The 13,663-nt window shown below is 62.4% G+C and carries 15 protein-coding genes; 14 read left to right on the top strand and 1 reads right to left on the bottom strand.

From position 1 onward, the window contains the following. The first annotated feature begins 20 nt into the window (after positions 1–20). Positions 21–848 (top strand): hypothetical protein, encoded by an 828-nt coding sequence (locus tag RKP46_RS05865; RefSeq protein WP_311105770.1) that lies wholly within the window; start codon positions 21–23, stop codon positions 846–848. A 2-nt stretch (positions 849–850) separates the two neighbouring features. Here the strand turns inward: RKP46_RS05865 and RKP46_RS05860 are convergent, their stop codons facing one another. Next, entirely contained in the window at positions 851–1,189 is a 339-nt protein-coding gene (locus RKP46_RS05860; protein WP_311105769.1) for a tetratricopeptide repeat protein, read from the bottom strand. 42 nt (positions 1,190–1,231) lie between these two features. On the opposite strand from RKP46_RS05860, the gene RKP46_RS05855 reads away from it, so the two are divergent. The 13 genes from RKP46_RS05855 to fabZ all read left to right on the top strand — a co-directional run bounded on the left by RKP46_RS05855 (position 1,232) and on the right by fabZ (position 13,633). Next, positions 1,232–1,615 carry a RidA family protein gene (locus RKP46_RS05855; protein WP_311105768.1) on the top strand — a complete coding sequence of 128 codons (384 nt, stop codon included), beginning with the start codon at positions 1,232–1,234 and terminating at the stop codon, positions 1,613–1,615. 369 nt (positions 1,616–1,984) lie between these two features. Then, positions 1,985–2,728: a 30S ribosomal protein S2 gene (gene rpsB / locus RKP46_RS05850; RefSeq protein WP_311105767.1), complete on the top strand. Its 744-nt coding sequence runs from the start codon at positions 1,985–1,987 to the stop codon at positions 2,726–2,728. Positions 2,729–2,858: 130 nt separating this feature from the next. After that, complete coding sequence (gene tsf / locus RKP46_RS05845; protein ID WP_311105766.1) at positions 2,859–3,752, top strand: translation elongation factor Ts; 894 nt, start codon at positions 2,859–2,861, stop codon at positions 3,750–3,752. A 45-nt stretch (positions 3,753–3,797) separates the two neighbouring features. Then, a complete protein-coding gene (gene pyrH, locus RKP46_RS05840; RefSeq protein ID WP_311105765.1) occupies positions 3,798–4,523 on the top strand; it encodes a UMP kinase in 726 nt (241 codons plus the stop codon). A gap of 11 nt (positions 4,524–4,534) precedes the next feature. Beyond that, positions 4,535–5,095 (top strand): ribosome recycling factor, encoded by a 561-nt coding sequence (gene frr, locus RKP46_RS05835; RefSeq protein WP_311105764.1) that lies wholly within the window; start codon positions 4,535–4,537, stop codon positions 5,093–5,095. A 23-nt stretch (positions 5,096–5,118) separates the two neighbouring features. Further along, entirely contained in the window at positions 5,119–5,910 is a 792-nt protein-coding gene (gene uppS, locus RKP46_RS05830) for a polyprenyl diphosphate synthase (RefSeq protein WP_311105763.1), read from the top strand. Continuing rightward, positions 5,903–6,739 (top strand): phosphatidate cytidylyltransferase, encoded by an 837-nt coding sequence (locus RKP46_RS05825; protein ID WP_311105762.1) that lies wholly within the window; start codon positions 5,903–5,905, stop codon positions 6,737–6,739. The genes uppS and RKP46_RS05825 overlap by 8 nt, the downstream gene beginning before the upstream one ends. Then, entirely contained in the window at positions 6,739–7,944 is a 1,206-nt protein-coding gene (gene ispC / locus RKP46_RS05820) for a 1-deoxy-D-xylulose-5-phosphate reductoisomerase (protein ID WP_311105761.1), read from the top strand. Before RKP46_RS05825 ends, ispC begins: the two co-directional genes overlap by 1 nt. After that, positions 7,941–9,308 (top strand): RIP metalloprotease RseP, encoded by a 1,368-nt coding sequence (gene rseP / locus RKP46_RS05815; protein ID WP_311105760.1) that lies wholly within the window; start codon positions 7,941–7,943, stop codon positions 9,306–9,308. The genes ispC and rseP overlap by 4 nt, the downstream gene beginning before the upstream one ends. Before the next feature lie 4 nt (positions 9,309–9,312). Further along, complete coding sequence (bamA, locus tag RKP46_RS05810) at positions 9,313–11,595, top strand: outer membrane protein assembly factor BamA (protein WP_311105759.1); 2,283 nt, start codon at positions 9,313–9,315, stop codon at positions 11,593–11,595. Between the two features lie 15 nt (positions 11,596–11,610). Next, a complete protein-coding gene (locus RKP46_RS05805; protein WP_300331481.1) occupies positions 11,611–12,129 on the top strand; it encodes an OmpH family outer membrane protein in 519 nt (172 codons plus the stop codon). A gap of 17 nt (positions 12,130–12,146) precedes the next feature. Continuing rightward, on the top strand, positions 12,147–13,190 hold the full coding sequence (gene lpxD, locus RKP46_RS05800) for a UDP-3-O-(3-hydroxymyristoyl)glucosamine N-acyltransferase (protein ID WP_311105758.1): 1,044 nt from the start codon (positions 12,147–12,149) through the stop codon (positions 13,188–13,190). A 5-nt stretch (positions 13,191–13,195) separates the two neighbouring features. Then, complete coding sequence (gene fabZ, locus RKP46_RS05795) at positions 13,196–13,633, top strand: 3-hydroxyacyl-ACP dehydratase FabZ (protein WP_311105757.1); 438 nt, start codon at positions 13,196–13,198, stop codon at positions 13,631–13,633. Positions 13,634–13,663: the final 30 nt, after the last annotated feature.

Genomic DNA, 13,663 nt, shown 5'->3' with positions numbered 1-13,663 from the left:
GAAAGGGGCAGGGCAAGAAAATGGCAGTCCGATCGCCAGGCGACGAAAACACATCCTCCTCGGCACCTGAACTTCCTCCCGAAGGGCGCGCGCTGGCGTCTGACGGCGATGGGCAGGCCGAGCTGAAGCGACAACTGCTGCGCCGCATGGGAGTTGCCGCGATGTTGATCGTCGTGCTGCTTTGCGCACTGGCGATCTTCGACTACTTGAATACACAGGATGAGGCGATGATCGCCGGCACGCAGTTCACCGAGCCGGTTCCGGTACGCCGCAAGGAAGCGCCGCCGGCGACGATTGCCCCGCCACCGGTCGCCGAACCAGCGCCCGAGCCCACGCCCCAGCCCACGCCGGAGTCAACACCGAAGCCAACGCCGGTGCCAGCGCTGGCGGGTAGTCAGCAAGAAGCGGTCGGCGCGGCCCCCACCGGCCGCCCTGCATCGGGCGGGCTGCCTGTCCCTGGCTCTCCGCCGGCTGGCACGGGCCGTACGCTGGCCGCCGGTGTTCCGGCGGGGTCGGCAGAGCCGGTTGGACCTCCTCGCGCACCCCGCGAAGCGTCACAGGAAGTAACGCCACTCGCGATGCCTGCGGCGAGCCCCGCGCCGCCCGTTCTGCCGGCGGTCGCTGCCCCCCGCGCTGGATCCGGCTACACCTTGCAGTCGGATCTCCTGCTGGATGCTCGTCGAGCCGAGGGTCTGCAGGCACGGCTGGCGCAGGAAGGGATTCCGGCGACCGTCGAGACGCGTCTGCGCATCGGTCCCTTCAGGACACGCGCCGAGCTCGAGGTGATTCGTCGGCGGCTGAAGGAACTGGGCATCGAAACTGCGCCGCTGGCCAGCCGGGCCCGCTGACCCTAGCCGGCGGCTTGGTCAGTGGCGCGCCGCAGGCGGCGGGCGAAGACAGTCATCTCTCTGGCCGCCTGCATGTCGCCCTTGGCAGTGGCGACGGCGATTCCCTGATCGTAGGCAGAAAGCGCCTCCGTTGCCCGTCCGGCTTCCGCCAAGGCTCGGCCAAGCAGCTTCCAGGCAGCGGAATACGTCGGTTCGTGGGCGACTGCCTGCGCCAAATGCGTCGCGGCGCGATCGACCTCGCCCGCCTTGAGGTACTCTGCGCCAAGCGAATAGCGCAGCAAAGCGCCATCACGTGAGCCGCCGAGCAATTTTTCCAGGTTGGCGATCACTGTGCTGGTCATTTACCATCTCCTTTTGCGACCCGCATTGTAGAGGAAGGGAACATGCACAAAACGATCGTTTCCAGCCCGCTGGCCCCGGCGGCAATCGGTACCTATTCTCAGGCGGTCGTCGTTGACCGAATAGTGTATCTCTCCGGACAGATCGGTCTCGACCCGGCGAGCATGCAGATGGTGGAGGGCATCGATGGGCAAATTGTACGCGTCTTCGAGAACCTCAAAGCGGTCGCCGAGGCTGCCGGCGGAACGCTCTCCGACATCGTCAAGCTGAACGTGTATCTCACCGATTTGAACCATTTCATGACGGTCAATGAGGTAATGGCCTGTTACTTCTCCGAACCCTTCCCGGCGCGCGCCGTGGTTGGCGTCGCTGCTCTGCCGCGTGGTGCGCTGATCGAGGCTGACGCTGTCATGGTGCTTGCTGGATGATGCGATGCAGGTGGTTGGGCTTGGCAAGCCATGGGGTTGACCGGGTGCATAGCACATGAAGTGTCTGCCTTGGCGAGGGCCGGGGAATTGGTGGGGGGTGGCCTGGCACCGACTTCCTTGCCCCGGGCGGTCGTGAAGGACGCGCAGGCGCGTGTGGCGAATTGAAATCTTGTGCCGGTTGGTGGTAGTATCGCCGCTTTTTGCTGGCTTGCATCAGCGGAGAAAAGGATTGCGCCCGACCGGGGCGCGGAGCGTCGCCGAAGTGCACGCTTCATCACGCACATTCGCCTGATCGAGGGTGCCTGCCGGATCGGTGGGAGTTAGCTGGGCGAATGGTGGTTCAACCCTGACTTGAGAGTACTGAGACTTATGTCCACAACGATGCGTCAAATGCTCGAGGCCGGCGTTCATTTCGGCCACCAGACACGCTTCTGGAACCCCAAGATGGCGCCGTACATTTTCGGCGCGCGCAACAAGATTCATATCGTCAACCTTGAAAAGACGCTCGCCAAGTACAACGAGGCGATGGCCTTCGTGCGCCGGCTGGCGGCCAACAAGGGCACGATCCTGTTCGTCGGAACGAAGCGACAGGCGCGCGAGATCATGGCCGAGGAAGCCGTTCGCTGCGACTGTCCGTACGTCGAGCAGCGCTGGCTGGGTGGCATGCTGACCAACTTCAAGACGATCAAGCTGTCGCTCAAGCGCTTGAAGGAAATGGAAGTCATGTGCGAAGACGGCTCGCTCGATCGCCTCGGCAAGAAGGAAGCACTGATGATCACGCGCGAGTTGGAAAAGATGCACAAGGCGATCGGTGGCATCAAGGAAATGGGATCGCTGCCGGATGCGCTTTTCGTCGTTGACGTCGGCTATCACAAGATCGCGATCACCGAGGCGAACAAGCTGGGCATTCCGGTTGTTGCTGTGGTCGACACCAATCATTCGCCGGACGGTGTCGATTATGTGATTCCCGGCAACGACGACTCGTCACGCGCGATCCGCCTGTATGCCCGGGGCGTTGCCGATGCGGTTCTCGAGGGGCGCAGTCAGTTCGTTGAGGAAATCCTGGAAGCCGTTTCGGCGGATGAGTTTGTCGAGGAAGATGACGACGAATGATCTTCGGCGCCGCCGGTTGGCGGCGCCTGCCGCGGGCTCACTGGTGGAGTCTGCTGAGTCTGCTTTTTCCTGAATGTGTTGAGCGAGGCGCGGCCGGTGCTCCCGGCCGTGTCGGCAAGTGGAGAACGAAATGGCGGAAATTACCGCAAGCATGGTAAAGGAACTGCGCGAGAGAACCGACGCGCCGATGATGGAATGCAAGCGAGCCCTGACCGAGGCGGCGGGCGACCTTAACAAGGCGGAAGAGTTACTGCGGGTGAAACTCGGCTCGAAGGCGAGCAAGGCGGCTAGCCGGATTACCGCGGAAGGCGTCGTCGCTATCCATCTGGCCGACAGCGGGCAAGTCGGGGCAATGGTCGAGATCAACTGCGAAACCGACTTCGTGGCCAAGAATGACGACTTCCTGCAACTGGCTGCCGAATGTGCGGCGCTCGTGGCACGTCACGATCCGGCAGATGTCGCTGCCCTGGCGGCACTGCCGATGGGTGAAGGGACGGTCGAGTCGACACGCACGGCATTGGTCGGGAAAATTGGCGAGAACATGTCGATTCGGCGTTTTGTGCGTCGGCAGGCGAGCGGCAAGCTGTCGTCCTACGTGCACGGGGGAGCCAAGATCGGGGTCATCGTTGATCGGACGGGGGGCGACGATCAACTCGGCAAGGACTTGGCCATGCATATTGCGGCGGCCAAGCCGAAGGCACTCGACGCCTCCGGTATCGCTGCCGAACTGATCGACAGCGAACGCCGGATTGCCGTCGAAAAAGCGCGTGAAGCGGGCAAGCCGGAAGCGATGATCGAGAAGATCGCCGATGGTTCAGTGCAGAAATTTCTCAACGAGGTCACCCTGCTCGGGCAGGTCTTCGTCAAGGCCGATGACGGCAAGCAGACGATTGCCCAGTTGCTCAAGGCCAAGGGCGCAACGGTTAACGCCTTTTCTCTGTTCGTCGTCGGCGAAGGGCTGGCCAAGCGGAGCAACGACTTCGCCGCCGAAGTGGCTGCCCAGGCGGCCGCGGCACAGAAATAGGCGGCAACGCCAACGAAGCGACCTGACCCGAGGAGACTGCCCGCGATGACCGACCAGACGCCGAAATACAAACGCATCCTGCTCAAGCTGTCGGGCGAGGCGCTCATGGGGGGCGATGCCTACGGAATAAACCGGCCGACGATTACCGGGATCGTTGCCGAGATCAAGGGCATTGTCGATCTGGGTGTGCAGGTCGGCGTGGTGATCGGTGGAGGCAACATTTTTCGCGGCGTGGCCCCAGCCGCCAGCGGCATGGATCGCGCTCAGGCCGATTACATGGGGATGCTGGCGACGGTGATGAACGGACTGGCTCTGCACGACGCGATGCGCGCGGCCGGTATGGTCTCGCGCGTACAGTCGGCGCTCAACATCGAGCAGGTGGTCGAGCCGTACATTCGCGGCAAGGCGATCCGTTATCTGGAGCAGGGTCGAACAGTGATCTTTGCTGCCGGGACCGGCAACCCCTTCTTCACGACTGATACCGCTGCTGCCTTGCGCGGGGCGGAAATCGGTGCCGAAATCGTTCTCAAGGCGACCAAGGTCGACGGCATCTACGCCGCCGACCCCAAGAAGGATCCGACGGCTCGACGCTACGACCGGATTACTTTCGATGAGGCGATCGCGCAGAATCTCGCGGTCATGGACGCTACGGCCTTTGCCCTCTGTCGCGATCAACGGTTGCCGATCAATGTGTTCTCGATCTTCAAGCCGGGAGCCTTGCGGCGGGTCACGCTGGGCGAGAACGAAGGTACGCTGGTCCATTGTTCCTGACGGAGGCGAAGATGTCGATTGCAGATGTGAAGAAGCTGACCGAGCGAAAGATGCAGAAGTCGATCGAGGCGCTGCGGACGGATCTGGCCAAAGTGCGTACGGGCAGGGCGCATACCGGTCTGCTCGACCATGTGCAGGTCGAGTATTACGGGTCGCTCGTGCCGATCAATACCGTCGCCAACGTGAGCCTGATCGATGCTCGCACCCTGGGCGTACAGCCGTGGGAGAAGAACATGCTGATCAAGGTCGAGAAGGCGATTCGCGATTCGGATCTCGGGCTGAATCCTTCGGCGCAGGGCGAACTGATCCGGGTTCCGATGCCGCCGTTGACCGAGGAAAGGCGCCGTGAACTGATCAAAGTCGTCAAAGGGGAAGGTGAAGGCGCCAAGGTGGCGGTGCGTAATCTGCGTCGTGACGCGATCGCCACGCTCAAGGAAATGCTGAAGAACAAGGAGTGTTCAGAAGACGATGAACACCGCGCGCAGGACGAAGTGCAGAAGCTCACCGATCGTTACGTAGCTGAGATCGACAAGCAGCTTGCCCACAAGGAAACCGAGTTGATGGCCATCTGACGGCGTTCGGACAAGGCATTCCGATGGCGCTGTTTACCAGTTCGACAAGAAGCGTACCCGCCGCGGCGGCCGTCCCCGCGCATGTCGCGATCATCATGGATGGCAACGGACGTTGGGCGCGAAAGCGCTTGTTGCCGCGCGTTGCCGGTCACCATCGGGGCGTCGAAACGGTGCGCGAGATGGTCAAGGCGTGCCTCGCGCGCGGTGTCAGCTATCTCACGCTGTTCGCTTTCAGTTCCGAGAACTGGCGTCGCCCGGCAGATGAGGTTTCTTTGCTGATGCAACTGTTCGGGCGGGCGCTGCGCGAGGAGGTGCGCAAGCTTGACCGCAACGGTGTTCGCCTGCGTGTGGTCGGCGACCTGTCGCGTTTTGAACCGGAATTGCAGGCGCTGATCGAGGCATCGCAACAGCGGACGGCGGCCAACAGCCGCCTGGTTCTGACCATTGCGGCCAACTATGGCGGGCGCTGGGACATCCTGCAGGCGGTCAACCGTTTGCGGCTGGCCGAACCAGAGAAGACGGGCGAGTGGAGCGAAGCTGACTTGGCGCCGTATCTCGCGATGAGTTACGCGCCCGAACCCGATTTATTCATCCGGACGGGCGGCGAACAGCGAATCAGCAACTTTCTCCTCTGGCAACTGGCCTATTCAGAGCTTTATTTTACCGACGTTCTCTGGCCCGAGTTTGATGCGCCCTCCTTTGACCGGGCGATCGCGTCGTACCAGCAGCGCGAACGCCGTTTTGGGCGAACGAGCGAGCAGTTGTCGGCTGCCCGTTCGGCGGATGGCCTGTCGGACCCACCGCTAGATGCTTAGGACGCGGGTCATCACCGCGCTTCTTCTCTTTGCCCTGTTCTTCGGCGCGCTCTTCCAGTTGCCGCCGCTTGGCTGGCTGGCCTTCGTTTCGGCCGTAGCCGCGATTGCCGCCTGGGAATGGGGTGGCCTGATCAGGCTGGGTCAGGCGGGTCGTCTGGCGCTTGGCGCGCTTTTCGCCTGTACCTGTGCGGCCGTCGCCGCTTTCGATCCGCCAGCCGTCGGTCTCACGCCTGGCTTCCAGGACGCCGGATGGCGTCTCGGACGATGGTTCTACCTGCCCGCCGCCGCTTTCTGGCTGCTTGTCGTGCCGTTCTGGTTGCGCTGGCGCTGGCCGCTGGCCAATCTGCCGCTCGGTTTGCTGACCGGTTTTCTGCTCATCCTGCCGGCCTGGTTGGCGCTGCTGCAACTGCGCCAGGGCGGCCCGTTGTTCCTGCTCGGCGTGATGGCGGTCGTCTGGGTGGCCGATATTGGCGCCTATTTCGCCGGCCGGCGCTTCGGCCGGCACAAGCTGGCGCCCGCCATCAGCCCGGGCAAGACCTGGGAAGGGGCGATCGGTGGTGCTCTCGGCGTTGCCGTTTGCGGTCTGCTCGTCAGCTCGAAGCTGCCGGCGGTGCTCGCCGACAATGCCGCGTTGCTCGTCGCCGTCCTTTTCGCGCTGACCGCGATCAGCATTGTCGGCGACCTCTTCGAGTCGCTGCTCAAGCGGGCTGCGGGACTGAAGGACAGCAGCCAGATCCTGCCGGGGCACGGTGGTGTGCTCGACCGCATCGACAGCCTGACTTCGACGCTGCCGCTGGTCGCTCTGTTCTGGTTGCTCGCCGGACGCTGATGAAGGGGGACGCGCCGGTGCAGAATCTTGTCGTCCTCGGCTCGACCGGTTCGATCGGCCTGAGCACGCTGGCGGTCGTGCGGCTGCATGCGCAGCGCTATCGCGTTCTTGCCCTGACCGCCAATCAACAGGTCGACCAACTGTACGCGCAATGTATCGAGTTTCGGCCGCGCTACGCGGTGCTCGGCGATCAGGCGCGGGCTGCCGAACTCGCCGCCCGCCTGGCGGCTGCCGGTTGTTCGACGGTGGTCGAGCATGGCCGGCAGGCCTTGATCCGGATTGCCTGCCTGCCCGAGGCCGACGCCGTGATGGCCGCCATCGTCGGTGCTGCCGGGTTGCCGCCGACGCTGGCGGCGGTCACCGCTGGCAAGAGAGTGCTTCTGGCCAACAAGGAAGCGCTGGTCATGGCTGGATCAGTTTTCATGCACGCAGTCAAAGCGCACGCTGCGACGCTCTTGCCGATCGACAGCGAGCACAACGCGATTTTCCAGTCGTTGCCGGAGAACTACGCCGGCAATCCGCAGGAATGCGGAGTTGTCGGTCTGTTTCTTACCGCTTCCGGCGGGCCGTTCCGTGAACTCGCCGCGCTCGATCTGGAAGCGGTGACCCCCGAGCAGGCGTGCGCGCATCCGACCTGGAACATGGGGCGAAAGATATCGGTTGATTCAGCGACGATGATGAACAAGGGCCTAGAGGTGATCGAAGCTCATTGGTTGTTCAACGTTCCGGCTGAGCGGATCCGTGTCGTCATTCACCCGCAGAGCGTCGTTCACTCGCTGGTTCAGTACGCCGACGGTTCGCTGATTGCGCAGCTCGGTCAACCCGACATGCGCACACCGATTGCGCATGCGCTGGCCTATCCGCGGCGAATGGCTGCGGGTGTGGAGCCACTCGACCTGTGCGCCGTCGCGGCGCTTGACTTTGCCCAGCCCGATGCGGCGCGCTTTCCTTGTCTGGCGCTTGCCTATCGCGCATTGGCCGAGGGCGGCAGCTCGCCGGCGACGCTCAATGCGGCCAACGAAGTCGCCGTGCAGGCCTTCCTGGACGGTCGGATTCGTTTTACCGAGATTCCCCGAGTCATTGCAAACGTCATGGACCGGCTGCCGGCGGGCGTGGCACCGGCTTCGCTCGATGAGGTGCTGGCGGCCGATGCGCGGGCGCGGGCCGCGGCTGAGGCCGTGATTGGCGAGACGAGCGGGCGATGAGCACCTTCATACATTATCTTGTCGCGTTTGCGGTCGCGCTCGCTGTTCTCGTCGTCGTGCATGAATTGGGACATTTTCTGGTCGCCCGCTGGGTCGGCGTCAAGGTGTTGCGCTTTTCGGTGGGTTTTGGTCAGCCGCTCTGGCGACGCCGCTTCGGTCGGGATGGCACCGAGTGGGTGATTGCGGCGTTTCCGTTGGGCGGTTACGTCAAGATGGTCGATGAGCGCGAGGGTAGCGTCGCCGCCGAAGACTTGCCGCGCAGCTTCAATCGGCAGCCGGTAGGGCAGCGGATGGCGATCGTCGCCGCCGGCCCGGCCGCCAATCTGTTGCTAGCCACGCTCATCTACTGGGGACTGTTCTGGCACGGCACCGAGGAGTTCAAGCCTATCCTCGCTGCGCCGGCGGCAATGAGCGCTGCCGCCGCTGCCGGTGTCGAGGATGGCGAGCTCGTCCGCAAGGTGGACGGCGAACCCGTGCGCACCTGGCAGGAACTGCGCTGGCTGCTGTTGCGTCAGGCGGCCGAAAGCGATTCGGTCGAGCTGGAAGTGATCAATCGCCGGCAGGAAGTCGCCTTTCGTCGCCTGGCGCTGTCGGCGATTCGCGAGTCCGGTTGGGAAGGTGAAGCGTTTGACCGCCTGGGGCTCGCCTTGCATCGTCCGAGCCTGCCGCCGGTGCTCGGCAAGCTTGGTCGAGACGGCGCGGCCGCTGCCGCCGGGCTGCGCTCTGGCGACGAAATCACGGCCATCGATGGCCGCGAAATACGCAACTGGGCAGACATCGTTGCGGCTGTTCGTGCGGCTCCGGGCAGGTCGTTGGTGGTCGAACTCAGGCGCGCCGGGGAGGTGCTGCAAACGACGGTGACGCCGGCAGTCGTGGAGGAACGCGGTCGGGAGGTCGGCCGCATTGGCGTGGCAGCGATCGACGACGGACGTGCGCGCGAAGCCATGACGACCATCGTCAGTCATGCGCCGCTGCCGGCCCTGGCCAAGGCCTTGAGCGAAACCTGGGAGAAGTCGGCGTTCACGCTGCGCATGATCGGCAAGATGATTGTCGGCGAGGTCTCGTGGCGCAACATCAGCGGGCCGGTGACGATCGCCGACTACGCGGGCCAGTCGGCGCAGCTCGGCGTCGACTACTATTTGAAGTTCCTCGCCCTGATCAGCATCAGCCTCGGTGTGCTCAACCTGCTGCCGATCCCGATTCTGGATGGCGGGCATCTGTTGTATTATCTGATCGAAATCATCAAGCGTGGGCCAGTCTCCGAACGGACCATGGAAGTTGGCCAGCGGGTTGGCCTGGCTCTTCTGCTCATGCTGATGGCGTTTGCCTTCTATAACGACATCAATCGATTGTTCTCCGGCTGAGCATATGAAGATATTCCTGCCTGCAGGTCTGCTGGCGATCGCTTACGCGCATGCGGCGACCGCGATGGAGCCGTTCGTCGTCAGGGACATCCGCGTCGAAGGGATCCAGCGTGTCGAGGCGGGTACCGTGTTCAGCTACCTGCCCGTCAAGGTCGGCGAGACGATGAACGACGAGAAGGCGGCGCAAGCGATCAGGACGCTGTTTGCGACCGGTTTCTTCAAGGATGTGCGCGTTGAGCACGATGGCCAGGTGCTGATCATCGTCGTCGAAGAGCGCCCGGCCATTGCGCAGATCGACTTCGTCGGCCTGAAGGAGTTCGACAAGGATCAGCTGATCAAGGGCCTGAAGGAAGTCGGCATCGGACTCTCGCGGACCTTCGACCGGGCGACGCTCGAGAAGGCGGAACAGGAGCTGAAGCGCCAGTACCTGTCGCGCGGCAGGTATGCCGTGGTAATCACGACGACGGTCACTCCGCTCGACCGCAACCGTGTGGCGATCAACTTCAATATCGACGAGGGCGAGGCTGCGCTGATCAAGCAGATCAACATCGTTGGCGCGCAGGCGTTCAAAGAGAAGGATCTGCTGGCCGTATTCCAGCTCAGGACGCCGAACTGGATAAGCTGGTACACCAAGAGCGACCAGTATTCGAAGCAGAAACTCTCAGCCGACCTGGAGAGCCTGCGTTCCTATTATCTCGATCGCGGCTATCTGGAGTTCAGCGTCGACTCGACGCAGGTGTCGATCAGCCCGGACAAGAAGGATATCTACATCACGGTCAGCATCAACGAGGGCGAGCGCTATGTCGTTTCCTCGGTCAAACTGGCCGGCGACCTGATCCTGTCCGACGACGAGTACCGACAATCGGTGACGATCAAGGCGGGCGACGTCTTTTCGCGCGAAAAGCTGAACGCGAGCACCAAAGCGATCGCCGACAAGCTCGGCGCGCAGGGTTATGCTTTCGCGAACGTCAACGCATCACCCGAACTTGACAAGGAAAAGCGGACCGCAGCATTCACCATCTTCGTCGACCCGGGCAAGCGGGCTTATGTCCGGCGGGTCAGCATCACAGGCAACACAAAAACGCGCGACGAGGTGATCCGGCAGGAAATCCGTCAGATGGAAGGCGGCTGGTACGACGCCGAGCGGGTCGCCGCATCGCGCGAGCGAATCGATCGTACCGGCTATTTTGCCGAGGTCAACGTGGAAACACCGCCGGTTGCCGGAACGATCGACCAGGTCGACGTCAACGTCAACGTAGCCGAGAAGACGACCGGCAACATTTCAATCGGCGCGGGGTATTCGAGCGCTGAAAAACTGGTTCTGTCGGGATCGATATCGCAGGCGAACATCTTCGGTTCTGGCCGCTTCCTGTCGCTGCAGGTGAATACCGGGAAGCTCAACCGCACGGTGGGAATCAACTATACGAATCCCTACTTCACCGTTGATGGCGTCAGCCAGGGTTTCGATCTTTATCACCGCAATCTTAACCCCACCTCACTTGGCTACGCCTTCAAGTCGCAGTCGACCGGGGGCGGAATCCGCTTTGGTTTTCCGATCAGCGAAAAGGATACGCTGAGCTTTGGCTTGGCCGTCGATCAGACGGTGATCGACATCGATCCGATCACCACGGCGACGCCGCAACAGTACATCGACTTTCAGAAGGAGCATGGCAACTCGAACATCACGCTGCCGCTGACCGTCGCGTGGACCAGCGATACGCGCAACAGCGCGATCTACCCGACAAGCGGCGCTGTTCATCGGGCCGGCGTCGAGTTTGCCATTCCGGGGGTGGATCTCTCGTTCTACCGCCTGACCTATCAGCAGCAACATTACTTTCCGCTGACCAAGGACATCGTCCTCTTTCTTAATGGTGAGGTCGGCTACGCCAAGGGACTGTCCGGCCAGAACCTGCCCTTTTACAAGAACTTCTATGCCGGCGGCGTCGGTTCGGTGCGCGGCTACGATACGGCGAGTCTTGGCCCCTACAACCTCAACGATCCGGATACACGCCTGGGTGGGACGCGCAAGGTCGTTTTCAATGCCGAGCTGCTGTTCCCGCTGCCCGGCTTCGACAAATCCTTCCGCTTTGGGCCCTTCTTCGATGCCGGTAACGTGTTTACGGACAAATATACGCTGGCGGACGAAGGCTTGCGCATGTCGGTGGGTCTGACTGCCGCCTGGCTGTCACCGCTCGGGCCGCTGAAATTCAGCCTCGGCCAGGCGATCAACGAGAAAAGTAATGATAAACTGCAAAAGTTTCAGTTCCAGTTGGGGACGACCTTTTAATCCAGGAGAACGAGCTTGAAGAAGACGATTGCCCCGCTGCTGGTGGCGCTGCTGGCTTCGCTGCCGGCGTCGTATGCGTCGGCGGTTGACCAGTTGAAGGTTGGTTACGTCAATACCCAACGCCTTTTCCGCGACGCGCCGGCGGCAGTCCGCGCGGCAAAGCGGATCGAGCAGGAATTCACCAAGCGGGACCAGGATTTGCAGCGTCTCGCCAAGCAGGTCCAGGCGCTGCAGGAAACACTCGAGAAAAACGGCCTGACGATGGCCGAAAGCGAGCGGCGAACGAAGGAAAAGGACCTCGCGGAGTTGTCACGCGAGTTTCAGCGCAAGCAGCGCGAGTTTCGTGAAGACCTGAACCTGCGCCAGAACGAGGAAAACGCGGCGATCATCGAAAAGGCGAACAAAGCGATCAAACAACTGGCCGAAAATGAGAAGTACGACCTGATCGTGCAGGATGTCGTCTGGGTCAGCCCGCGGCTCGACATTACCGACAAGGTGATCAAGGCGCTGTCGGAAGCCAAGGAGGCGAAATAGGCGACCGCGTCGGCTAGATGGTGCGCACGATCGCTTCTGCCCTGCGTCTGGACGAGATCGTTGCGCGTCTCGGAGGCGAGCTGTGCGGCGACGGCGCGGTGGTCGTCGGCCAGGTGGGGACGCTGCACTCGGCACAAGCGGGTCAGATTGCCTTTCTTGCCAATCCACGCTATCGCCAGCAACTGTTGACCACCAGGGCCTCGGCCGTCATCGTTCCGCCGCAGTTCGCCGCTGCCACGAGTCTGCCGCGCATCGTGCACGCGAATGCCTATGCCTACTACGCACGCGTCGTCGCTCTGCTCAACCCGCCGCGCACGCATGTGCCAGGAATTGGCCGAAACGCCGTGCTACGCTCGACGCTGCCGCCGTCGGTCAGCGTCGGCGACAACGTTGTCGTTGGTGAAGGGGTCAGCATCGGCGAGAATGTCGTTCTCTTTCCCGGTTGTGTGATTGGCGACGGCGTCCGCATCGGGGACGATTCCTTGCTCTACCCGAATGTCGTCGTGTATCACGATTGCGTGATCGGCAAGCGGGCGATCATCCACGCAGGGGCGATCATCGGCGCAGATGGCTTCGGCTTTGCCAAGGAGAGTGGCGGCTGGCTGAAGATTCAGCAGATTGGTCGCGTGCTGATCGGTGACGATGTCGAGATCGGTGCCAACACCTCGATCGACCGCGGCGCGCTCGACGACACGGTGATCGGCAACGGCGTCAAGCTCGACAATCAGATTCAGATTGGTCATAACGTGGCGATCGGCGACCACGCTGCCTTGGCCGGGTGCGTCGGCATCGCCGGGAGCAGCCGTATCGGTCGCCGATGTACGGTCGGTGGGGCTGGCATGATCATCGGTCACCTCGACCTGGCGGACGACGTGCACATCTCGGCCGGAACGATGGTCACCCACAGCCTGGCGCAACCCGGTCAGTACACGAGCATCTTCCCGCTCGCGGCGCACAAGGAATGGTTGCACAATGCCGCGCAACTCAAACGCCTGGCCAGGCTGGCGGAACGGGTGGCCGAACTTGAGAAGAAACTCGACCTGATGGAGAAGAAGACTTGAACGTAATGGACATACACGAGATTCTCGAGCATCTGCCACATCGCTATCCGTTCCTGCTCATTGACCGCGTGCTCGCTTGCGAGCCTGGCAAGGCGATACACGCCTACAAGAACGTGACCATCAACGAACCGTTCTTTTCCGGTCACTTTCCGCATCATCCGGTGATGCCCGGCGTCCTGATCATGGAGGCACTGGCGCAGGCAGCCGGCATCCTGTCGTTTCGCACGATGGGCGAAAAGCCGGACGCGAGTTCGGTCTTCTACTTTGTCGGGATCGACGCCGCACGTTTCAAGAAGCCGGTGACGGCGGGCGATCAACTGCACCTGCACGTGGCGATCCAGCGCCAGATGCGTGGCATCTGGAAGTACGCTGCCGAAGCGCGGGTCGATGGTGAGGTGGTCGCCGAGGCCGAACTGATGTGCGCCAAGCGAAATGTCGCTTGAGGCGCCGGCAGCGGCGGGGATGATCCATCC

It is taken from the genome of Accumulibacter sp., assembly GCF_031732815.1.
GTDB lineage: Bacteria > Pseudomonadota > Gammaproteobacteria > Burkholderiales > Rhodocyclaceae > Accumulibacter.
This window is presented reverse-complemented; position numbering and strand designations above follow the sequence as displayed.

Coding starts and splice junctions, on each gene's coding strand:
- frr (WP_311105764.1), top strand. CDS start 4,535: ATGTCGATTGCAGATGTGAAGAAGCTGACCGAGCGAAAGATGCAGAAG.
- rseP (WP_311105760.1), top strand. CDS start 7,941: ATGAGCACCTTCATACATTATCTTGTCGCGTTTGCGGTCGCGCTCGCT.
- bamA (WP_311105759.1), top strand. CDS start 9,313: ATGAAGATATTCCTGCCTGCAGGTCTGCTGGCGATCGCTTACGCGCAT.
- tsf (WP_311105766.1), top strand. CDS start 2,859: ATGGCGGAAATTACCGCAAGCATGGTAAAGGAACTGCGCGAGAGAACC.
- RKP46_RS05825 (WP_311105762.1), top strand. CDS start 5,903: ATGCTTAGGACGCGGGTCATCACCGCGCTTCTTCTCTTTGCCCTGTTC.
- pyrH (WP_311105765.1), top strand. CDS start 3,798: ATGACCGACCAGACGCCGAAATACAAACGCATCCTGCTCAAGCTGTCG.
- uppS (WP_311105763.1), top strand. CDS start 5,119: ATGGCGCTGTTTACCAGTTCGACAAGAAGCGTACCCGCCGCGGCGGCC.
- RKP46_RS05855 (WP_311105768.1), top strand. CDS start 1,232: ATGCACAAAACGATCGTTTCCAGCCCGCTGGCCCCGGCGGCAATCGGT.
- rpsB (WP_311105767.1), top strand. CDS start 1,985: ATGTCCACAACGATGCGTCAAATGCTCGAGGCCGGCGTTCATTTCGGC.
- RKP46_RS05865 (WP_311105770.1), top strand. CDS start 21: ATGGCAGTCCGATCGCCAGGCGACGAAAACACATCCTCCTCGGCACCT.
- RKP46_RS05860 (WP_311105769.1), bottom strand. CDS start 1,189: ATGACCAGCACAGTGATCGCCAACCTGGAAAAATTGCTCGGCGGCTCA.
- fabZ (WP_311105757.1), top strand. CDS start 13,196: ATGGACATACACGAGATTCTCGAGCATCTGCCACATCGCTATCCGTTC.
- ispC (WP_311105761.1), top strand. CDS start 6,739: ATGAAGGGGGACGCGCCGGTGCAGAATCTTGTCGTCCTCGGCTCGACC.
- lpxD (WP_311105758.1), top strand. CDS start 12,147: ATGGTGCGCACGATCGCTTCTGCCCTGCGTCTGGACGAGATCGTTGCG.